General features: G+C 73.9%; 20 protein-coding genes and 1 pseudogene. 9 read left to right on the plus strand and 12 right to left on the minus strand.

Features of this window, described 5'->3' with window-relative positions:
- Nucleotides 1-7: 7 nt before the first annotated feature.
- A complete protein-coding gene (locus ACIGXM_RS03805; RefSeq protein ID WP_396556453.1) occupies nucleotides 8-1,510 on the plus strand; it encodes an aminopeptidase P family protein in 1,503 nt (500 codons plus the stop codon).
- A 104-nt stretch (nucleotides 1,511-1,614) separates the two neighbouring features.
- On the opposite strand, the gene ACIGXM_RS03810 is transcribed toward ACIGXM_RS03805, so the two are convergent.
- The gene (locus ACIGXM_RS03810; RefSeq protein ID WP_396556455.1) at nucleotides 1,615-2,073 is read right to left on the minus strand and encodes a rhodanese-like domain-containing protein; all 459 of its coding nucleotides are present in this window, start codon (nucleotides 2,071-2,073) and stop codon (nucleotides 1,615-1,617) included.
- A 132-nt stretch (nucleotides 2,074-2,205) separates the two neighbouring features.
- Between ACIGXM_RS03810 and ACIGXM_RS03815 the strand changes: the two genes are divergently transcribed.
- Entirely contained in the window at nucleotides 2,206-3,243 is a 1,038-nt protein-coding gene (locus ACIGXM_RS03815; protein WP_396556457.1) for a helix-turn-helix domain-containing protein, read from the plus strand.
- A 51-nt stretch (nucleotides 3,244-3,294) separates the two neighbouring features.
- Here the strand turns inward: ACIGXM_RS03815 and ACIGXM_RS03820 are convergent, their stop codons facing one another.
- The 6 genes from ACIGXM_RS03820 to ACIGXM_RS03845 form a co-directional block, all read right to left on the minus strand.
- Entirely contained in the window at nucleotides 3,295-4,098 is an 804-nt protein-coding gene (locus ACIGXM_RS03820) for a MerR family transcriptional regulator (protein ID WP_396556459.1), read from the minus strand.
- A gap of 78 nt (nucleotides 4,099-4,176) precedes the next feature.
- Nucleotides 4,177-5,415 carry a hypothetical protein gene (locus ACIGXM_RS03825; protein WP_396556461.1) on the minus strand — a complete coding sequence of 413 codons (1,239 nt, stop codon included), beginning with the start codon at nucleotides 5,413-5,415 and terminating at the stop codon, nucleotides 4,177-4,179.
- Nucleotides 5,416-5,539: 124 nt separating this feature from the next.
- Entirely contained in the window at nucleotides 5,540-6,724 is a 1,185-nt protein-coding gene (locus tag ACIGXM_RS03830) for a hypothetical protein (RefSeq protein WP_396556463.1), read from the minus strand.
- A gap of 203 nt (nucleotides 6,725-6,927) precedes the next feature.
- Nucleotides 6,928-7,467 carry a GNAT family N-acetyltransferase gene (locus ACIGXM_RS03835; protein ID WP_396556465.1) on the minus strand — a complete coding sequence of 180 codons (540 nt, stop codon included), beginning with the start codon at nucleotides 7,465-7,467 and terminating at the stop codon, nucleotides 6,928-6,930.
- A gap of 79 nt (nucleotides 7,468-7,546) precedes the next feature.
- Nucleotides 7,547-8,950, minus strand: a complete 1,404-nt coding sequence (locus tag ACIGXM_RS03840) for a CoA transferase (RefSeq protein ID WP_396556467.1) — start codon at nucleotides 8,948-8,950, stop codon at nucleotides 7,547-7,549.
- 25 nt (nucleotides 8,951-8,975) lie between these two features.
- Nucleotides 8,976-9,308, minus strand: a complete 333-nt coding sequence (locus tag ACIGXM_RS03845; RefSeq protein ID WP_396556469.1) for a hypothetical protein — start codon at nucleotides 9,306-9,308, stop codon at nucleotides 8,976-8,978.
- Between the two features lie 112 nt (nucleotides 9,309-9,420).
- On the opposite strand from ACIGXM_RS03845, the gene ACIGXM_RS03850 reads away from it, so the two are divergent.
- Nucleotides 9,421-10,227 (plus strand): phytanoyl-CoA dioxygenase family protein, encoded by an 807-nt coding sequence (locus ACIGXM_RS03850; protein ID WP_396556471.1) that lies wholly within the window; start codon nucleotides 9,421-9,423, stop codon nucleotides 10,225-10,227.
- A gap of 828 nt (nucleotides 10,228-11,055) precedes the next feature.
- Here ACIGXM_RS03850 and ACIGXM_RS03855 read toward each other — a convergent pair.
- On the minus strand, nucleotides 11,056-11,985 hold the full coding sequence (locus tag ACIGXM_RS03855; RefSeq protein WP_396556473.1) for a LysR family transcriptional regulator: 930 nt from the start codon (nucleotides 11,983-11,985) through the stop codon (nucleotides 11,056-11,058).
- 143 nt (nucleotides 11,986-12,128) lie between these two features.
- On the opposite strand from ACIGXM_RS03855, the gene ACIGXM_RS03860 reads away from it, so the two are divergent.
- The 4 genes from ACIGXM_RS03860 (at nucleotide 12,129) to ACIGXM_RS03875 (ending at nucleotide 15,416) form a co-directional block, all read left to right on the plus strand.
- Nucleotides 12,129-12,428: a YciI family protein gene (locus ACIGXM_RS03860; RefSeq protein WP_396556475.1), complete on the plus strand. Its 300-nt coding sequence runs from the start codon at nucleotides 12,129-12,131 to the stop codon at nucleotides 12,426-12,428.
- A gap of 72 nt (nucleotides 12,429-12,500) precedes the next feature.
- Nucleotides 12,501-13,487 carry an alpha/beta hydrolase gene (locus tag ACIGXM_RS03865; protein WP_396556477.1) on the plus strand — a complete coding sequence of 329 codons (987 nt, stop codon included), beginning with the start codon at nucleotides 12,501-12,503 and terminating at the stop codon, nucleotides 13,485-13,487.
- Nucleotides 13,484-14,284, plus strand: coding sequence for a glycine betaine ABC transporter substrate-binding protein (locus ACIGXM_RS03870; protein ID WP_396556479.1), 801 nt, complete (start codon nucleotides 13,484-13,486; stop codon nucleotides 14,282-14,284). The genes ACIGXM_RS03865 and ACIGXM_RS03870 overlap by 4 nt, the downstream gene beginning before the upstream one ends.
- Before the next feature lie 121 nt (nucleotides 14,285-14,405).
- Nucleotides 14,406-15,416, plus strand: a complete 1,011-nt coding sequence (locus ACIGXM_RS03875) for a zinc-binding alcohol dehydrogenase family protein (RefSeq protein WP_396557368.1) — start codon at nucleotides 14,406-14,408, stop codon at nucleotides 15,414-15,416.
- Between the two features lie 14 nt (nucleotides 15,417-15,430).
- Here ACIGXM_RS03875 and ACIGXM_RS03880 read toward each other — a convergent pair whose 3' ends face one another.
- Together ACIGXM_RS03880 and ACIGXM_RS03885 are read right to left on the minus strand one after the other, a co-directional pair.
- Nucleotides 15,431-16,324, minus strand: a complete 894-nt coding sequence (locus ACIGXM_RS03880; RefSeq protein ID WP_396556481.1) for a hypothetical protein — start codon at nucleotides 16,322-16,324, stop codon at nucleotides 15,431-15,433.
- A 188-nt stretch (nucleotides 16,325-16,512) separates the two neighbouring features.
- Nucleotides 16,513-17,760, minus strand: coding sequence for an MFS transporter (locus ACIGXM_RS03885; RefSeq protein ID WP_396556483.1), 1,248 nt, complete (start codon nucleotides 17,758-17,760; stop codon nucleotides 16,513-16,515).
- A gap of 134 nt (nucleotides 17,761-17,894) precedes the next feature.
- Here ACIGXM_RS03885 and ACIGXM_RS03890 point away from each other — a divergent pair, with 134 nt between their 5' ends.
- Both ACIGXM_RS03890 and ACIGXM_RS03895 read left to right on the plus strand, forming a co-directional pair.
- Entirely contained in the window at nucleotides 17,895-18,824 is a 930-nt protein-coding gene (locus ACIGXM_RS03890; protein WP_396556485.1) for a LysR family transcriptional regulator, read from the plus strand.
- A 16-nt stretch (nucleotides 18,825-18,840) separates the two neighbouring features.
- Nucleotides 18,841-19,131 carry a BBE domain-containing protein gene (locus tag ACIGXM_RS03895; protein WP_396556487.1) on the plus strand — a complete coding sequence of 97 codons (291 nt, stop codon included), beginning with the start codon at nucleotides 18,841-18,843 and terminating at the stop codon, nucleotides 19,129-19,131.
- Here the strand turns inward: ACIGXM_RS03895 and ACIGXM_RS03900 are convergent.
- Nucleotides 19,124-19,252 (minus strand): annotated as a pseudogene (locus ACIGXM_RS03900) (LysR family transcriptional regulator); the annotation flags it as partial. The gene ACIGXM_RS03895 and the pseudogene ACIGXM_RS03900 sit on opposite strands and share 8 nt — an antisense overlap.
- Nucleotides 19,253-19,314: 62 nt before the next feature.
- A complete protein-coding gene (locus ACIGXM_RS03905) occupies nucleotides 19,315-20,559 on the minus strand; it encodes a citrate synthase (protein WP_396556489.1) in 1,245 nt (414 codons plus the stop codon).
- Between the last annotated feature and the right edge of the window lie 13 nt (nucleotides 20,560-20,572).

The raw sequence follows: 20,572 nt of genomic DNA on the forward strand, positions 1-20,572 counted from the left end.
GACGTACGTGACCGAGGACCGTACCCCGGCAGCGGCCGACAACCCCGAGGGGGCCGGCATCGAGGAGGGCCAGGAGGAGCAGCCCATCAAGGGCCGCAAGAACGGGCTCTACTCCGAGGTGTCCGACGAGCTCGCCGCCTCGATGAAGTCCGGCTGGGCCGACACCGAGCTGCGCGACCTGCGGCCCGTCGAGCAGGCCCCGTACGCCGCCCGGCGGCGGGCCGCGCTGAGCGCCGCGTTCCCCGGCGAGCGGATCATCGTGCCGGCGGGCAACCTGCGCACCCGCTCCAACGACACCGAGTACTCCTTCCGCGCGGCCAGCGAGTACGTGCACCTCACCGGCGACCAGAGCGAGGACGCCGTGCTGGTGCTGGAGCCGCGTGACGGCGGCCACACCGAGACGATCTACCTGCTGCCGCGCTCCAACCGGGAGAACGGCGAGTTCTGGCTGGACGGCCACGGCGAGCTGTGGGTCGGCCGGCGCAACAGCCTGGCCGAGGCCGAGCAGCTGCTCGGGCTGGCGGCCCGGGACGTCCGCAAGGCCGCCGAGGAGCTGGCCGCCGCCGACCCGGCGGTGCCGACCCGGATCGTGCGCGGTTACGACGCCGGTCTGGAGGCCGCCGTCGAGGCGTTCACCAGCGCCGAGCGGGACGAGCAGCTGAAGACCTTCCTGAGCGGCCTGCGGCTGGTCAAGGACGACTGGGAGATCGGCCAGCTGCGCGCCGCCTGCTCCTCCACGGTGAACGGGTTCACCGACGTGGTGCGCGAGCTGGGCCAAGCCGTGGCCACCTCGGAGCGCTGGATCGAGGGCACCTTCTGGCGCCGCGCCCGGGTCGAGGGCAACGACATCGGCTACGGCTCGATCTGCGCCGCCGGCCCGCACGCCACCACGCTGCACTGGGTGCGCAACGACGGCGACGTCCGCCCGGGCGAACTCCTGCTGCTGGACGCCGGAGTGGAGACGCACACGCTCTACACCGCGGACGTCACCCGCACGCTGCCGATCAACGGCGGCTTCAGCCCGCTGCAGCGCAGGATCTACGACGCGGTGTACGAGGCGCAGGAGGCGGGCATCGCGGCGGTCAAGCCGGGTGCGCGGTTCCGCGACTTCCACGACGCCGCGCAGCGCGTGCTGGCCGAACACCTGCTGGCCTGGGGCCTGTTGGACCCGGCGGTGTACGACGTGGAGAAGGTGCTGGAGCTCGGTCTGCAGCGCCGCTGGACCCTGCACGGCACCGGTCACATGCTCGGCCTCGACGTGCACGACTGCGCGCAGGCCCGCCGCGAGGACTACGTGGACGCGCTGCTGGAGCCCGGGATGTGCCTCACCGTCGAGCCCGGACTGTACTTCCAGCAGGACGACCTCACGGTGCCCGAGGAGTACCGCGGCATCGGGGTGCGGATCGAGGACGACATCCTGGTCACCGCCGACGGCAACGAGAACCTCTCGGCCGCGCTGCCGCGCCGCGCCGAGGAGGTCGAGGCCTGGATGGCCGGCCTGACCGCCTGAGTTCGCGACCGCTGCTGCCCACGGGTGAACTCCCGTGGGCGGCAGCGCCGTTGATGGCCCCAGTAGGCCAATCCGCAACGCACCGGGCCTCGGCGGAGCGGGCTTCAGCAGACCAGGCCGAGGTCGGCCGGGGTGGCGGCCCTCGGGTCGACCGGGCGGCGGCCCTCGGTCGGCCAGCCCTCGCGGATCCAGTACTCCAGGCCGCCGATCATCTCCTTGACCTCCCGGCCGAGCGCGGCGAGCCGCATCGCGGCCTTGGTCGAGCCGTTGCAGGCCGGCCCCCAGCAGTACACCACCAGCAGGCCGGGCGGGAGTTCGGCCACCTTCGCGGCGGTGAGCCCGGCGAGCGGCAGGCTGAGCGCGCCCGGCAGGTGGGTGCGGCGGTGGGCGCCCTCCGCGCGGACGTCGAGCAGCGTGAAGTCCCGCCGTCCGTCGCGCAGCGCGTACCAGACGTCGGCCGGGTCGGCCTGACAGCCGAGCCGCTCGGCGAAGAAGGCGAAGGCGCGCTCGGGGGCGAGCGAAGGGATCGCGGTAACGGGCGAGTTGGCGCTGACGGTGGTCATCTTCGTTCTCCTGGAGGGCGGTTGCCGGCACGCTCCGGCCATGCCCTGATCATCCGGCCCGGCCGCCCGGCCGGGACAGTGGCGGGAACGACTACACTCGCCAACATCCCGCCAAGTGCCTCAGGGGGACCGATGGCCGAACCGCGCAGCCCACAGCCCGTCCCGGTGACGATCGGACGCCGCCCCGAGCCGGTGCACACCGTCGCGGTGTACGCCTTCGACGGCATGGCGCCGTTCGAACTCGGCGTGGTGGTAGAGGTGTTCGCGCTGGCCCGGCCCGAACTGGCCGGACTGCTGGCCACCCCCTGGTACGGCCTCAAGGTCTGCGCCGACCGACCCGGTGCCCAACTGGCCGCCCTGGGTGGCCTTTCGCTGGTCGCCCAGCACGGTCTGGACGAACTCGCCGCCGCCGACACGGTGATCGTGGCCGGGGTGCCGAACCCGTTCGGCGGCGAGGTCTCCCCGGGCCTGGTCGCGGCGCTCCGCACGGCGCACGAGCGCGGCGCCCGGATCGTCTCGATCTGCTCCGGCGCCTTCGCGCTGGCCGCCGCCGGCCTGTTGGACGGCCGGGAGGCCACCACGCACTGGCGTTACGCACAACTCCTCCAGCAGCGGCACCCGCTGGTCCGGGTCAACCCGGACGTGCTGTACGTGGACGGCGGCGACCTGCTGACCAGTGCGGGCAGCGCGGCCGGCATCGACCTCTGCCTGCACCTGATCCGGCGCGACCACGGCGCCCGGGTCGCCAACACGGTGGCCCGCCGGTTCGTCGTGCCGCCGCACCGGGACGGCGGGCAGGCCCAGTTCATCGAGGCCGCAGTCAAGCCGGTCGAGGAGGAGGACGACGGGATCGCCCGCAGCATGCAGTGGGCGCTGGACCACCTCTCCGCACCGCTGACCATCTCGCTGCTGGCCCGTGCCGCGCGCATGTCCGACCGCTCCTACCTGCGGCACTTCACCGCGCGGAACGGGACCAGCCCGATGCGCTGGGTCGTCACCCAGCGCATCGCGGCCAGCCTGCCGCTGTTGGAGTCGTTGGACGGCACGGTCGAGGAGATCGCCGCCGCGGTCGGCTTCGAGAGCGCCGCCACCTTCCGACACCACTTCGGCCGCACCATGCGCACCTCGCCCACGGCCTACCGGCGCACCTTCGGCCGCGGGGTGGCCTGAGGACCCGGGCGGCCCGAGGGCCCGGGGCCTGAGTACTCGGGCGGCCCGAAGCTACCGCGCCGAGCCGGCGGCCTCGGCCCGGTCGGCGTTGGCGACGACGGCGTCGTGCAGCCAGCGGGCCAGGCCGGGCGCGCTCTTCTCGAGGTTCGCGGTGAACCGCGGGTCGCCCACGTACATCCCCGCCAAGCAGCGGTGCATCGAGTGGCCGCAGTCGTAGTAGTACTCGCTGATCTGCTGCCGGTGGGCCTCGGCGAGGTCCATCGCCGGACCGCTGTCGGGTGCCACGCCGGCGGCGACGGCGGCGGCCATCCGCCCGGTGAGGGCGTCCGTCTCGGCCTGGATCCGCTGCCAGTCCTCCTTGGTGTAGCGGCCGGTGCGGCGCTGCGACTCCTGCCAGGCCGCGGTCCCGCCCCAGCGCTGCTCGGCCTCGCCCTCCCAGCTCTCCTGGTAGTCCGGGCCGAAGACCTCGAACTTCTCCTCCGGCGTCAGCTGAATGCCCATCTTCTCTGCCTCCATGGCGCGTTCGACGGCCGCGGCCAACTCCTCCAGGCGACCGATCCGCTCCCGCAGCAGCCGACGCTGGCGTCTGAGGTGCTCGATGGGGCTGGTGCCCGGGTCGTCGAGGATGGCCGCGACCTCTTCCAGGGAGAACCCGAGTTCGCGGTAGAACAGGATCCGCTGCAACCGGCCCAGATCGGCGTCGTCGTACCGGCGGTAGCCGGCCGTGGTGCGCCCGCCGGGGCACAGCAGACCGATCCGGTCGTAGTGGTGCAGGGTCCGCACGGTGACCTTGGCCACCCGGGCGACCTCGCCGACCGAGTAGCCGGCCGTCCGGAGGCCGGTGGAACCGCTCATCGGGGTGCTCCCTCCTTGCTCGAGCACCACCCTCGACCCTGACGTCACGTGAGGGTCAAGCGGCGGCCGTGCCGGACCTCAGCCGGGCGTGGTGGCCAGCGTGTGCTCGTCCCGTGCCCTCGGCAGGCCGCGCCGGCGGCCACCGCCCCGGCCCCCCGTACTCCCCCGGCCGCGACGCGGCGGTTTGCTGGGCCAGAGCAGCACGTACGCGGTGGAGATCACCACGAAGGCCAGCCGGACGAACCCGCGCGCCGCGTCGGACGGGATGAAGAGCGTGCCGCCGTAGAGCGAGAACAGGGCGATCCAGCTCCACCAGGGCACCAGCCGGCGCTGGCCGACCGCGTCCCAGAGCAGTGTGCCGAGCAGGATGGAGGCGGTGTAGTAGGTGTACACGCTCGGATCGAGCAGGATCCGGGCGTTGGCGCCGACCAGCACCACGGCCGGCCAGCGCCCGCGGCGCACCGCCAGGGTGCCCAGGCCCATCCCGATCGCGAACTGGGCGGGCCGGTCCCACACCGGCGTGGACGGGTCCGAGACGCCCAGCCAGCGCAGCGAGGAGGCCGGCTGGTTGGGGATGGTGAACTTGGCCGCCGCCATCGAACCCAGGTTGCCCAGGTAGAACGGCAGCCAGGCGGCCGCGACCAGCCCGCTCATCCAGAGGAAGGTGCGCAGCCAGACCGGCCGCGGCAGGGCCAGGATCAGCGGCACGAAGGAGATCGCCCACGGTTTGGAGTCGACCGCGAGCGCCAGGTAGATGCCCACCGCGGTCGGTTTGTTGCGGACCAGGGCGTGCACCGCGAGCGTGGTGAAGAAGAGCGCCAGCACGTCGTCGAGGTGCGCGAAGCGGACCGAGACCTCCACCCACATCGGGATGAAGGCCAGGCCGGCGATCAGGATCCGCTGCTGCAGCCGGCGGTGGTTGGTCCCGGTGCCGCGGTAGTACCAGGCAGCCGTCCGGCCGACCAGCACCAGCATGATCAGGCCGAGCGCGGACATCGTGCCCTCGGCCAGGATCTGGCCGATCTTGTCCGGGAACGGCGAGAAGAGCCTGGCCGCGGCCAGGCTGACCGGGCCGATCTGCAGCTCGGGGTGGTGCGCGTAGAGCGAGAGGCCGCCGTCCGGCTGGTTGGCGAAGAGCAGCTGCTCGCCCTGGCGCAGGTAGTGCCAGGAGACGCCGCCGCTCGGCTCCACGATCACGAACCAGATGATCGTCCAGAGAGTGAGCAGCGCATGATGACGGCGGACGGGCAGACTCGCGATCCGACCGGTGTCAGCACCGTAGTCGGTCGTCGCCTCCTCTTCGCTGGCTTCGCGCACCTGTTCCTCTTCCCCGCACCGGCCCCCTCGGCCGAACATCCTATGCGATCAACAGGAACGACAGGCCGACGTCGGGCCTTCGGCCGGCCAACGTAGAGGAGACAGCAGGTCAGCGGGGTGGCCGTCAGGCGTGGTCACCAGCCCTGCGGCGGCGCAGCGCCACCAGGGTGCCCGCACCGATCACCAGCGCCGCCGCGCCGCCGATGGTGAGCGGCATCGCGTCCCCGCCACCACCGGTGAAGGCCAGGCTCTGCTGGTCGTTGCCGGGTGCCGCGGCCTTGGCGCTCTGCACCGCACCCGAGGCGATCGGCAGCGGGGTCGACTTCGGCGGGGTGACCGGGAACGGCACCGGCTGGTCGGTGCTGGACGAGGAGGACGGCGCCGGGGTGCCGGGCGCGGTCGTGGTCGGCGCGCCACTCGTGCTGCCGCTCGCGCTGGGGCTCGCCGACGGCGGGGTGGAGTCGCTCTGGGTCGGCGAGGGGCTGGCCGGGCCGGTCGGACCGGTCGAACCGGTCACGGTCGGTGACGGGCTGGCCGGGGCCGAGGTGCTCGCGGAGGGCGAGGGCGAGGGCTTGCCGGTGCCGGTCGGGGTGCCGGTCGGGTGCGGGTGCGGCTTGTGGGGCGGCAGGATGCAGAAGAAGTCCGGCCTGCTCGAGGTCAGCTCACCGGCCTGGGTCGGCTGCTTCTGGGCGTCCACCGGCGCCCAGTAGGCCACGAAGGAGGCGGCGGCCGGACCGGTCCGGGCGTCCGCGGGCAGCTTCAGCCGGAGCTGGATGGTGATGGACTGCCCGGCCGGGACGAACTGCAGGCCGGACCCGGCCGGCTCGCCGCTGTCGTCCAGCGAGTCGAGCACCAGCAGCTCGGAGTCGTTGGGGGAGATCGTGGCCGGCCGCCAGCCGCCCTTGCGGTACCGGTAGTCCAGGCTCAGCGTGCTGAGGTCCAGCTGGCCGTCCCGGGTCGCCAGCCCGACCGTCGGGTAGAAGACCAGGTCGGAGCCGGTCTGGTTGGTGAGCGAGACGCTGAACTCGGTGGCGCCGCCGCCGGCGGTGACCTGCCGGGCCAGCCCCTGGACCTTGAGCGTCGGCTCGGCGGTCACCGGCGTGCCCGCGTCGGCCGCGGTCGGCGAGGCGTCGGGGCCCGGCGTGGCGTCGGCCGACAGCGACGGAGCGGCGGTGGGCGCGACGTGCCGCGCGTTCGACGGCTTGGCCGACGGCGAGGTGCCGGTCACGGCCAGCGCACCCTGGGCCCCCGTCAGCACGACCGAGGAGGCGAGGGTGGTGACGGCCGCGAGGGCGAGACTGCGACGCATGGGGTGAGCACCTCACGAGGGTGTGCGCCCGGCCCGGGACCCGGCGAAGCGCGACGGTGTCTCAGCCGCGCCGGGGCGACCGGTGCGGCTGACAGTTCGGGCGGACCCTAGCGGACCAAGCTGGGAGCCCGGCAGCGGGTTCACCGGAAACTCCCAGCCGCCACGCCCCATCCGGCCCGGGCCGCACGGGTGTTGGCGGGTGGTCAGTCCACGATCGGTATCGCGCGGTCCGCGTACTGGTACAGCATGTCGCGGTGGAACGGGTCCAGCCGCACGCCGTGGTCGATCAGCCCGAGCCGCTCGGCCACCGCCCGGGAGCCCGCGTTGTGCTGGTGGATCCAGGCCACCACCGGGACCTCCGGGGAGTGTTCGTGCGCGGCGGCCAGCGCGGCTCGGGAGAGCTCGGTGGCGTAGCCGTTCCCCCAGTGCGCGGTGGCCAGCCGGTAGAAGAGGTTCCAGTAGCCGCGCCCGGTGAGCTGGACCCCGCCGACGCCGACCACCGTGCCGTCGGTGCGCAGCCGGGCGACCCAGTAGCTCAGCCCGTCCGCCCAACGGGCCCGGGCCCGTTCGATCCAGTCCCGGGTGACCGCCGGTTCGGCGTGCCGGCCCTCGGGGAGGTGGCGCCAACCGTCCGGGTCGGAGTTGATCGCGTGGAGCGGGTCGAGGTCGTCGAGGCGGACGGCACGCAGCTCCAGACGCTCGGTCAGCACGTGGTGGAGGTGGTCGGTGGATCGCTCGGTCATCCGGCGAGCGTAGGACCGGGCTCGGCGCCGGGCAAAGGGTTTGCCCGGCGCCGAGCCCGGGCGCGGACGGCGGGGCCTGCTACCGCGTCTTCCACTCCGCGCGGTCGACACCCCAGCGACCCGGGCCGTGCGCCCAGGCGGCGGGGGCGCCCGGGTAGCCGATCGGCGGCAGGGCGTACCGCTGGAGGCCGTAGGGCGTCCGGGTCTCGGCCAGCCAGCGCGCGGGGTCGTACGGTTCGTCCGCCCGACCGGACGGCCGGCCGCCCACCGGCTCGATCCGCTCGCGCAGCCACTCGGCGGTGCCGGCGAGCGAGAGGCGGAGCCGGGCGCCGGCACCGGTCTCCTGGCGGTCGGTGAGCGCGCGCAGGACGGCGGCGGCCAGCAGGTAGCCGGTGCCGTGGTCGAGCGCCTGGGCGGGCAGCACCCCCGGGCGGCCGTCCGGGCCGGCCTCCAGGGCGGCGATCCCGACGCCGGCCTGTACCAGGCTATCGAAGCCGCGTCGGGTGGCCCACGGGCCGTGCCAGCCCCAGGCGTTGAGCTGCGCCACCACCAACTCCGGTCGTCGAGCAAGCAGTTCGTCGGCGCCCAGGCCGAGCCGGTCCAGCGCACCGGGGCGGTAGCCGCTGACCACGACGTCCGCCGTCTCCAGCAGCTGCTCGAACACCGCACGGTCGGCGGGGAGTTCGAGGTCGAGGCGGGTCGAGCGCTTGCCGAAGCCGGTGTCCGCGTGGGCGTCGGCGCTCTCGGGCAGGCGCGGCGAGTCGATCCGCAGGACGTCCGCGCCGAGCAGGGCCAACGTCCGGGTCGCCACCGGCCCGGCGATCACCCGGGTCAGGTCGAGCACCCGGACGCCGGCGGCGGGCAGCCCGGCGGGCGGCAGCGGGCGGGCGGCGGCGGGGGCGGGGTGGCGCTCCACCAGCGGGTGCGTCGGACCCGGGGCGGGCGGCGGCACCACGGCGACGGCGAGCGCGCCGGCCGGGTAGGCGGTCTCCTGGATCTCGACGGCCCGACGGCCGGCCAGTTCGGCGGCCAGCCGCCGCGCCGTCTTCTCCTCGTCGCCCTGCTCGCCCAGGTCCGGGAGGCCGAGGGCGGCCAGCAGGCGGGCGCGGTGGTGGGGGTAGTTGGCGTGGGTGCGGACCCAACCGTCCGCGGTCGGCCAGAAGCCGGAGAGCGGCGCGAAGGTGGTCACCGGGGCGCCTTCGATCCGCAGGTGCCGCTCACTGACGAACGCCGTGGCCACCGCACCCTCGTCCACCCGCACGACGGGCACCGAGCCGGCGTTGCGCCGGGCCAGCAGCTCGGCCGCCGCCAGCGAGCACACCCCGACCGTCGCCCGGGCCAGCTCGCGCACCGGGAGGCGGGAGGGCAGCGCACCGCCTGGTCCGTGGTAGGCCACTCCGTCCGCCAGCCCGGGCGCACCGCCGAGGGCGGCCCAGGCGTCGGCGGTGGTGGCGTCGGGGTCGCCTGACTGATTCGTCGTCATGCGACTCATTCTGCGCCCGTCGCGATCAACGCCGTCGGTGGATCTCCTGGTAGCGACGTTCGACGTCGGCCATGAACCACTCGGGGACCTGTCCGGTGGCCCGCAGGTGCCCGCGCTCGTCGGCGGAGAGGGTGCTCGCGGCGTCGTCCACGGCGAGCGCGTAGTCGCCCATCCTGCCGGACGCCTGCTCGCGCCTGAGGTCCCCGCCGAGCGCGGCCCCGCCCCGCCGTCCGCCGCCGAGGATCGTGATCCACCCGAAGACGCCCAACTTGCTGCTCTTCTTGTGGAGTTCGTCACGCACGACGAGCCAGCAGAGGCGCTCATCGGTGACGTTCGGCAGCGGTCTCGCCTGTGGCACGTGCTCTCTCCCCATCCTGTGGTCGTCCGGCGGAGGAGCCTAGCGCCCGGGCCCGGGCCGGCTGCGGGAATTTCGGTTGCCGGCTCCCGGCAGCCCGCCGAGAATCACCGGCATGCGTGAAGTGCTGACAGCGGACGAGATCGAGCGGTTCGTCACCGATGGCTTCGTCCGTCTCCCGGAGGCGTTCCCACGCGCGCTGGCGGAGGAGTGCCGGGCGTTCCTGTGGCGCGAGACCGGGCTCGATCCCGACGACCCCACGACCTGGACCCAGCCGGTCATCAGGCTCGACGGCTACGGGGACGAGCCGTTCCAGCGGGCGGCGACCACCGCCCGCCTGCACGGCGCCTTCGACCAACTCGTCGGCACGGGCCGCTGGGTGCCCCGCACCGGCCTGGGCACCTTCCCCATCCGGTTCCCGCATCCTGACGACCCGGGCGACACCGGCTGGCACCTGGACGGCAGTTACACCCCCGAGGGCGAGGCCGGTTACCGGGTCAACCTCCGGTCCCGTGACCGGGCGCTGTTGATGCTGTTCCTCTTCTCCGACGTCGACGCCGCCCACGGACCGACCCGGATCAAGGTCGGCTCGCACCTCGACGTCCCACCCTTCCTGGAGGCCGCCGGCGAGCGCGGCAGGGACCTCTTCGACCTCTGCGGGACCATGGACGCCGCGGGCCGGCTCGACGCTCCGGATCGGCCGACCGCACTCGCCACCGGCCGGGCCGGCGACGTCTACCTGTGCCACCCGTTCCTGATCCACGCCGCCCAGCCCAACCTCGGCAGCGCCGCCAGGTTCATCGCCCAGCCCCCGCTGATGCCGACCGGCCTGCTCGACCTGGACCGCCGCGACGGTGCCCACTCCCCCGTGGAGCGCGCGGTACGAGTCGGGTTGGGCATGGCCGACGGCGCGGGGAGGTGACGGCGGGGAGCAGCGGAGTTCCGTTCGCGCCCCCGCCGTCAGGTGGCCGCCCCGGCGGCACCGTGCGGCCGCTCCCCGACCGGTGGCGGTCCGGCGGAGGAGCTCAGCCGGTACCCGCTCCGCCGGCCGCACGCCGTACAGACCGCTGGAGCCTCGGTGCTGGCGCACTCGATGCAGGCTCGTTCGTGCAGTTGGTCGTAGGTCGGGTGTCTGCGAGCGGCAGCCCGTCGGGGGGCTGCGGCTGCGCGAGCGCCGCAGTGTCCGCCATGGCGATGACGGTAGGAAGCAACGATGCTCCCCTTCAACGCACTTGCACCCGATTGCGGGGTTTCACCCGAGGGTGTCGATGGCTGCGGTGATGATGTCCTTCGCGGCCGGCCCGTAGACGGCCATCTTCCTTCCTCCGAGTCGGGATCATCCGACCATTCGGCGTGTTCGGACCGATGCCCGTGAACCGTAGTGCCATAACGACCTCGCGCGGCAGGCCAGTTGCGCTTGTTTGCATGACCATTGCCCAGCGGCACGGCACCGTCAAGGGCGCACTGGCGCGTCCAGGGGGCTGAAGACGAAGCCGCCCGCGCCGGGGCGGGAGCCGTCAACTACTTTCGGCCTCTGAATGGTTGGGCGCGCTCCTCCCTACCACTCATATGAGAGCGCGTGAGATCGCGGCATCAGGATCCGCACGCTCCTTGCCACAGCCCCGCAATCAGGCCGGTACCAGCGCATCACCTGCCATGGCCGCACACGCCGACCTGACCGCCGTCCACGCGAAGGAAGCCAGCGAAGGGGCGTCGCCGACGACGGGCAAGACCTCGCCCCCGCGCGGTGCTAGGCCGGGCGGGCCGCCTGGCGCAGGCGGTTGTGGACGTGGGGCGGCGTCAGGAGCACCTGCTCGGCGAGGGTCTCCATGAAGGCGGTGGCGATGGGGTCGGGGCTGGTCCGGGTGTATGCGGTGAGGGGGCGGCTGACCGGGGGGTCGGGGCGCAGGAGTATGCCGCCGAAGTGCGGCGGGATGGTGTTGGCGGGGACGAGGGTGGGGCCGAGTCCCGCCGCCGCGTAGTTGGCCGCCGCGGGGGCCTGCTCGGTGCGTACGGCGATCCGCGGGCGGAATCCGGCGGTGGCGCACGCCTGGTCGAGGATGTCGGCGAGCCCGCTGTCCGGGGTGAAGTGGACCCACTCGCGGTCCGCCAGGTCGGTCAGGCGGATCCGTGGCGCGTGCTCCGAGGCGGCCGCCGGGTCGCCGGAGTGGGTGACGACCAGGAACTCCTCGGTGCCGATGTAGCGGGTGGGGCCCTCCCAGCCGGTGGGCGGCGGACCGAGGGCGATGTCGGCCTGGCCCGCGGTCATGGCGGCGATCAGGTCGTCCGTACGCCGGTGTTCGAACAGGCGGACCCGCACGCCCGGGTGCTCGCCGCGCCAGATCCCGAGTGCGGAGGGGAGCACGCCGAAGCTGATCGAGTAGAGCGTGGCGAGGTGGAGTTCGCCGTCGGTGACGCCGGTGGCCCGACGGGCGGCGCTGGTGGCGCGCTCGGCGTCGGCGAGGGCGGCGCGGGCGTGCGGGATCATGGCGCGGCCGGCCGGAGTGAGCCGCACGCCGCGCGGCAGGCGCTCCAGCAGGGGCCCGCCGAGTTCTCGTTCCAGGGCCTGGAACTGGTGGGACAGCCCGGGCTGGGTGATGTGCAGGCACTCGGCGGCGCGGGTGAACGAGCCCTCGTCCACGATGGTCACGAGGTATTCGAGCTGTCGCAGAGTAGCCATGTGTTCAGCATATGGGTTTGATAGAAAACATTCCTTGGACTGATGGCTGTCGGATTTCGCAGGATGAGGTCACACCGCACGGGGCGGGCGTCCACGCCCCCTCGTCACGCGACCCCCGCCCGAGACCACCAGGAGTGATCACCATGTCCGACCAGCCCAAGACCAGCGTTCTCGCCACCTTCGCGGCAGCCGCGCACGCCACCGAGGCGGACTTCGCCAAGGTCATCGACGCCGAGCTGGCCCGCGCCAAGGAGCTCGTCGAGGCCGGCGTGATCGTGCACGGCTACCACCGCACGGACCTCGTCGGCGCGGCCCTGATCGTGGACGCCGAGTCGGTGGAGGCCGCCCGCGAGATCTTCGCCACCCTGCCCGCGGTCGCGGCGGGCCTGGTCGTGGAGGAGTCGATCGTCCCGCTCATCCCGCTGCAGCTGCCGCAGGACTGACCCACGGCCGGCGGCCCGGCGCGGAGCCGCACCCGCGCCGGCCGCCGCCACCAAGTGTTCGGAGGAGCCGCCATGTCCGACGTGCCCGACCTGCCGCCGCCGGTCCTCGACCCGGCCGCGCAGGAACTCGCCGACCGGGCCGCCGCCGGGCCCGACCAGCGCCTACTGCCCGTGTCGGAGATCCGCGCCCGCCTGGAACGGGCGCAGTCCGGCGCGGACGTGAGACGCCCCGGGGCCGAGGTCGAGGACCTGACCGTGCCCGGCCCCGGCGCACCGGTACGGGTGCGCGTCATCCGGCCCGCCGAACCACTGCCGGGCCCCCTGCCGGTCATCCTCTACCTGCACGGCGGCGGCTGGATCGCCGGCAGCGCGACCAGCCACGACCGGCTGCTGCGCGAACTCGCGGCGGGGACCGGCTCGGCCGTGGTCTTCGTCGAGTACGACCGGGCCCCGGAGGCGCCCTACCCCGCCGCCCTCCAGCAGGCGCGCTCCGTGGCCCGCTGGGTCACCCGCCACGGTGCCGCGGCGGACCTGGACGGGGCCCGGATGGCCGTGGTCGGCGACAGCGCCGGGGGAAACCTGGCCGCCGCCCTGACCCTGCTGGCCAAGGAGCACGGCGAGTTCTCCTTCGTCCAGCAGGTGCTGTTCTACCCGCCCCTGTCGGCGGACTGCGACACCCCCTCCTACCGGCAGTTCGCGCGAGGGTACTTCCAGAGCGCCGACTACCTGCGGTGGTTGTGGCAGCAGTACGTGCCGGACCCGGCGTTGCGGGACGAGCCGACCGCGGCTCCGCTGCGCGCCGAACCGCACCAACTGGCCGGTCTCCCACCGGCTCTGATCATCACCGCGGAAGCCGACGTGCTGCGCGACGAGGGCGAGGCGTACGCCGCGAAGCTGCGCGCCGTCGGCGTACCCGTCACCGCCGTCCGCTACCCGGGCACCGTCCACGCCTTCGTCGTCCTCGACGCGTTGCGCGGCACCCGGGCGGCCCGCGACGCCACCGCACAGGCGATATCGACCCTGCACAACGCCCTGTACCCACCACAGGAAGCGCCATGACCATGCACTCCCCCGGGCCCGCGATCACCGTGGGCAACATCGCGCTGTCCTTCCACCGCGCCGCGGCGGCCGTCACCCGCCGCGTGCTGGAAGCCCACGGCCACCAGGTGAACGGCATCGAGGCACCGCACGAACAACTGTTCCGGCTACAGGCGGCCGGCGAGGTCGACGTGCTCGTCTCCGCCTGGCTGCCCTCCAGCCACGACACGTACCTGTCCGGGTACCGCGACCGCGTGCAGGTGCTCGCACCGCACTACCACCCGTACTGCGTCTGGGCGGTGCCACCCTACGTACCGGCCGAGGCGGTCCGTGAGGTCGCCGATCTCACCCGGCCGGAGGTGGTCGACCGGATGACCCTCGCGATCGACGGCATCAACCCCGGAGCGGGCATCAGCCGCTTCTCCGCCCGGATGGTGACCGAGTACGGCCTGGACCGGTTCGGCTACACCTTCACCCCCGGCACCGAGTCCGGCTTCATCACCCGGGTCGAGCGGGGCATCGCCGACGAGGAGTGGTTCGTCATCCCGCTCTGGCGCCCGCAGTACCTCAACCGCCTCCACCGGCTGCGGCCCATCGCCGACCCCAGGCACCTGCTGGGCACCGTCGACGCGGCGAGCCCCGTCATCCGCCGGGCGGCGCTCGACCTCATCCACCCCGACGCCGTCTCCCGGCTCGACACGCTCCACCTGGGGAACGACGGCGTCGAGGAACTCGACACCCTCATCAACGCGGACGGCCTCACCCCGCTGCAGGCCGCCGACCGCTATCTTGCGACCCACCCGGAACTCCTCCCGTAACAAGGCGCCCCGGACAACGCCACGGGCACGCCCCACCGCACCCGGACACCCCGCACCCGGACACCCCGAAGAGCTGGAGACTGTCATGAGCGAGAACTCGAACCAGAGCCAGAACACCACGATGCGCGCCGTCGGCTACCGCAGGAGCCTGCCGATCGACGACCTCGAGAGCCTCGTGGACGTCGAGCTGCCGGTCCCGCAGCCCGGCCCGCGCGACCTGCTGGTCCAGGTGGCGGCCATCGCCGTCAACCCCGTCGACTACAAGGTCCGCCAGAACGTCGACCCCGCGGGTGACCTGAAGGTACTCGGCTGGGACGCGGCCGGCACCGTGGTCGCGGTCGGTGCGGAGGTCGAGCTGTTCAAGGTCGGTGACGAGGTCTTCTACGCCGGCGCGCTCGACCGGCCGGGCGCCAACTCCCAGTACCACGTGGTGGACGAGCGGCTGGTCGGCCCGAAGCCCGTCTCGCTCTCCTTCGGTGAGGCGGCCGCGCTGCCGCTGACCGCGCTCACGGCCTGGGAGGGCCTGTTCGAGCGGATGGGCCTGCGCACCGGCGCGCTCGAGAAGACCGGCGCCGTGCTGGTCACCGCGGCCGCCGGCGGCGTCGGCGCGATCGCCGTCCAGCTGGCGCGGGTCCTGACCAGCCTGACGGTGATCGGCACGGCCTCCCGCCCGGAGACCGTCGAGTACGCCTACCGGATGGGCGCCCACCGCGTGGTCGACCACCACCAGCCGCTGGTGGAGCAGCTCGCCAAGGTCGCGCCGGGCGGTGTGGACTACATCTTCGGCACGGCCGGCACCGACCGGAACCTCCCAGCCTACGCCGAGGTGCTCAAGCCCTTCGGTCAGATCGTCGCCATCGACGACTTCGACACCCTGGACATCGGCGCGCTCAAGGCGAAGAGCGCCTCCTTCCACTGGGAGTTCATGTACACCCGTTCGATGTTCCAGACGCCGGACCAGCAGGTGCAGCACCACATCCTCACCCAGGTCGCGCGGCTCGTGGACACCGGTGTCCTCACCACCACGGCCACCCGGGACCTCGGCCCGATCAACGCCGCCAACCTCCGCGAGGCCCACCGCGTCCTGGAGTCGGGCACCGCGATCGGCAAGACCACCCTGACCGGATTCTGAGAGGCGTCGACGCGCTAGGAGGGCAGGGCCGTGGCCGTGGCGAGGGCCACCCGCTCCCGCCAGCCCAGGCCGGCGTCCCGGCCGGGCGGTTGGCTGGTGGCGGCGGCTCCGGTACGGCAACTCCCGCACCGTTCCTCGCCGGTGAGCGGGCGGAAGGAACGTCCGCAGCCCGCACAGTCGTGCAGCGGGACGGCCGGGCCGGTGTGGACGGCCTCCGGCAGCTTCTCGCGCAGGCGGGAACTGACCAGCGCGGCCGGGCACTTCACGGGTTCGGGCAGGCCGGCGGTGAGGGCGTGGCGCAGGCCCTCCGGGGTCACGCCACGGGCCAACCACTCGACGGCCAGTGGGACGAGCCGTCGCACCTCCCGTCCGCCGAGGACGAGTTGGGGGGAGGTGCGGCGAAGCGAGGTCAGCACCTGCTCCGCGACCAGGGCGTCCGGGCCGAGGTCCGGGACCGGGAGGGGGGAAGTCTTCTCCTCCGGTCTTCCTCCCGTAGGGAGGGCGGTGCCGGGTGCCCGTAGCTCGGTGGCGCCGGAGTCCGGTTTCCCGGCACCCGGTCGCGCGCCACGGTCGAAGTGGGCGGTGAAGAGGCGGTCCGCCTCCTCGGCGCCGAGCGGGACGCTGGACACCAGGGACTCGGTGCGCACCTGGCCGGTCGCGTCGCGCCACTTGGTGCTGTGCAGCAGTCCGGCGCAGCCGAGTTGACGGCGCGCCCGGTCCGCCGTGATCCGCCCGCCGGAGAGGCCGGCGGCCAGCTTGGTGACGGTGGTCGCGCGGGCCCGGACGTCCGGGAGCGCCAACGACCGGACGAGGAGCCGGAAGGCCGCGTCGGAGAGATCGTCGTCCCACACCAGGGAGTTGGCGATCCGGGTGAAGTCGCGCGCGGGCGCGGTAACATTCCTGAGCATTCGTCAGTGGTCCTTTGTCCCACTCGACGGGTGAAGAGCCCGGCCGGGTGCGCTAACACCCGCCCGGGCTCGCCCCTCCGTCCGGAAGGGGCGACCCGCTTCGGCGGCCACAGTACAGCGCGACACGGCCCGTCAAGCACGATCCGTGGACAATCCACCACTTTCAGTGACAGGGCTCGCGCGGGCCGCTAGACCGCGTGGTTCGGGGCCAGTTCCGGCTCGGGTCGCGGCGCGCGCTCGCGTCGGGGCAGCAGCAACGGGGTGGCCAGCAGGAGGAGACCGGCGATCGCGATGGCGGCGCGTGGGCCGGTGACGGCCGCGAGCGCACCCCACAGGGCGGTCATGGTCGCGATGGCGGCGCTGCTGCTGATCGACCACGCGGACAGGGTCCGGGCGACCTTGTCGGGGTCGGTGTGGTCGAGGCGGTAGGTGGCCAGCACCGGGTTGAACAGGCCGCAGCAGGTCACCAGGCCGAGTTGGACGGCGACGATGAGGAGGATCCCGGGGACGCCGGGCTGGACGAAGGCCAGCCCGGCGGGCCAGCAGGCACGCAGCGCCCCGACGGCGAGCATCACCCTGTGCTGCCCGAACCGCGCCGCGAGCGGGCGCGCGAGGCGTGAGCCGACGAGGCCGCCGACGCAGGGGGCCGCGAACGCGAGACCGTACTGCCAGGGCGCGAAGCCGAGGCGGCCCAGCAGGAGTACGGCGAGCAGCGGCTCGGAGGCCATGATCAGGCCGTTGACCACGATCGAGTTGAAGAACAGCGGGCGCAGCACGGGGTGGGCGAGGATGTGGCGCCAGCCTTCGAGCAGATCGCCCGCACGCAGCCGCGGCGCACCGGTCCGCGTGGGACGCGGTTCCGTCCCGCCGATGGCCCGGATCCCCAGCGCCGAGAGCAGGTAGCTGACCGCGTCGGCCAGCACGGTCGTCACCGGGCCGAAGAGCCCGATCGCGGCCCCGCCGAGCGGCGGCCCGACCACGGTCGCGGTCCACGTCGTGGACTCGAACCGGCCGTTCGCGACGAGCAGGTCCTCCGGCGGCACGAGCGCCTTCAGGAACGCGCCGCTGGCCGCCTTGAAGGCGATGTCGGCCGCGGCCACGACGACGGAGACGACGAGGAGCTGGGCGAAGCCGAGCCGGCCGAGCGCGAACGCGGCGGGGATGCTCAGCAACGCCGCGAACCGGGTCAGGTCCATCGCCATCATCACCGGCCGCTTGCGGCGGAACTCCATCCACGGACCGAGCGGCACCGCGACCACGGCTCCCACGGCCCGCCCCGCGGCGGCCAGCGCCGCCACCTGGGTCGGCCCGGAGTGCAGCACGAGGACCGCGATCAGGGGCAGCGCGCCGAACCCGAACCCCGAGCCGTACGAGCTGACCGCGTACGCCGCCCACAGCCACCCGAACCGACGCCCCAGCGCCCGTCTCCCCGGCATACCCAACGCACCTCTCGCCGATCCCAACAACCAGACGCTGACCATCGGCATCAAAGCGAGTAGCAGATGGCGAGATCAAACAACCGATCCGACAGGAAGGCACAACCATCCGTTGTGCAGATACCCTGGCCGGCGTGGATCTCGACGCCGTTCGCACCTTCGTCGCCGCCGCGGACGCGGGGCGGTTCCAAGACGCCGCCGCCGAATTGTCGGTCACCCAGCAGGCCGTCTCCAAACGCGTCGCCACGCTGGAGAGGATCCTCGGCGTGCGACTGTTCACCCGCACCGCGCGCGGGGTCCAGCTCACCATCGACGGACAGGCCTTCCTGCCGCACGCCCGCGACCTCCTGCGGGCCGAGGAACGGGCCCTCGCCTCGGTCCGTCCCGGCCACCGCGCGCTGCGCGTCGACGTGATCGGCCGGCGGCTCGCCCCGGCGGCCCGGCTGCGCGGCTTCCACCGCGCGCACCCCGAGGCCGAGCTCGACGTCGTGACCCTCTTCGACGCCGACGCGGCCGTCGACGCCATCCGGTCCGGCGCGATCGACGCGTCCTTCCGCGCCGTCACCATGCCCGGCCGGCGGCTGCCCGACGACATCGGGGTCGCCCGGGCCTTCGACGAGCCCCTCCAGCTGCTCACCGGACCGGCCCACGAGCTCGCCGGCGCCCGCGCGGTCACACCCGCCGAACTCGCCGGGCACCGGATCTGGATGCCCGGCATCGTTCCCGGAACCGAGTGGGCCGCCTACTACGACGACCTCGCCGCCGCCTTCGGGCTCACCATCGAGATCACCGGACCCGACTTCGGCACCGAGCCCCTGCTGGACACCATCGCCGACTCCCGGTCACTGGCGACCTTCGTCGGCGAGCAGACCCGTCTCGTCTGGCCCGCCGACCACGGCCTGCGGCGCATCGCCCTGCGGGAGCCGACACCGGTCTACCCGCACTCACTGGTGTGGCACCGCGACAACCCGCACCCCGCGCTCGCCACGCTCCGCGAGTACCTCGACTCCGCGCGGTCCGACCGCGAGGAGGCGGGGACGTGGACACCGGAGTGGGCGCGGTAACCGCGGTCGGCTGCTGGTGACCAGCCGACCGATCGGCCATGATGGGCCCAAGTGCCCTGGGCCACGGGGGAGTTGTCTTGGGGAGACCGGATCGTCGGCTGCCCGGTCGGCGCGGCCCGCTCGCCGCGGCCGGTGCGGTGGCGGCCGCCCGGACGCCGACCTGGCCGACCCCGCCCGGAACACCTCCGGTGTGCCCTGGCACCCGCTCTCCTACCAGGACGACTACCCGCGCCTGCGGGAGGTGAGGACGCGTTGGGACCCGCGCGACGCGTTCCGGCACGCGCCGGCGGTCGAACCGCTCAGCTGAGCGCCGCGGCACGCAGTTCCCGGATCAGGGCCCGGACCGGGAGGGTACGGGCCGGTTCGGGGGTGGTGACGTAGCCGACCCGGCGGGTCGGGCGGTCGGGGCCGAGGTCGGTGGCGGCGACCAGGATCCGTAGCTCGCGCACTGCCAGGTCGGTCATGCCGGCACGCTACCGGGCGGCGGAGGTCACTCCGCTCCCCGGGCCGGTCCCAGGTAGAGGCCCTGCGGGCGGAAGCGGTGGGCCGGCGCCTGGTACTCCTCCAGCGCGTGCGCCAGCCAGCCCGCCGTCCGGGCCACCGCGAAGACCGCCTCGGCCGCGTCCGCCGGCATCCCGGTGAGGTGGGCCAGCGCGGCCAGCGCGAGGTCCACGTTGGGGAAGCTGCCCAGCCGCTCGCGCGCGGCGGCGGCCAGCGCGTCGACGGCCGGCTTCACCCCGCCGGGGTCGGGCAGCGGCGTGAGCAGCCGCAGCAGCGCCTCGGCACGCGGGTCGTGCGTCCGGTAGAGCCGGTGGCCGAAGCCCGGCACGCCGCCCTCGCCGGCCTCGCCGCGCAGGCGCTCGGCCAGCACGCCGAGCGGGTCGCCACCAGCCACCGCGTCCGCGACCAGCCGGTGCACCGCCGCGCCGACGCCGCCGTGCAGCGGGCCGTCCATCACCGCGAGGCCGGCGGTCACCACGGCGTACGGATGGGCCCGGGTCGAGGCGGCGATCCGGGCGGCGAAGGTGGAGGCGGCCACGTCGTGGTCGGCGAGCAGCACCAGGGCGGCGTCCAGCGCGCGCAGACCGGCGGCGGTCGGCGGGCGGTCGGTGAGCCGGGGCCAGAGCCGCTCGGCGACGGACGCCTGCGGGCGGTCCTCGCCGCCGCTGGGGCGGGGGGCGGCGCCGACCATGGTGGCGATCACGGTCCGGGCGGTGGCGATCACGGCGGCGGGGCGGATGTCGAAGCGCAGCGGGTCGGCGACGGCGGCGGCGGTCACCGCGGCCTGGAACCGGTCGACCAGCCGGGCCCGCTCGGGCAGCGCGGCGGCGGCCGTGCGGGCGGCCGCGAGGGCGGCGGGCGGGGCGTCGAAGTGGGCGTCCGGCACCGCCTTGGCACGCCAGAGCCACTCGGCGACGACCTCGAAGCCGACCGCGCCGGCCAGCGCCGCGACGTCCCGGCCGCGGTAGCTGAGGCGGTCGCCCTCGATCAGGGTGAGGCCGGTGCGGATCGGATCGGCGGGGGCCGGGCGGGTGGTCGAGCCGCGGGTGCCGCGGACGGCCAGCGCCTCCACCTCGGCCTCCGGGAAGAGGCTGCCCTTGCCGTCCGGCGCCTTGACCCGGCCGATCAGGCCGCGGCTGACGTAGGCGTAGAGCGTCTCCGGCTTGACGCCGAGCCGGGCCGCCGCCTGCCGGGTGTTCAGCATGGGCTCGCCGCTCTCGGGGTGCCTCGGCATGTCGTCGCCTCCG

It is taken from the genome of Kitasatospora sp. NPDC052896, from assembly GCF_044547075.1.
Taxonomy (GTDB): Bacteria; Actinomycetota; Actinomycetes; order Streptomycetales; family Streptomycetaceae; genus Kitasatospora.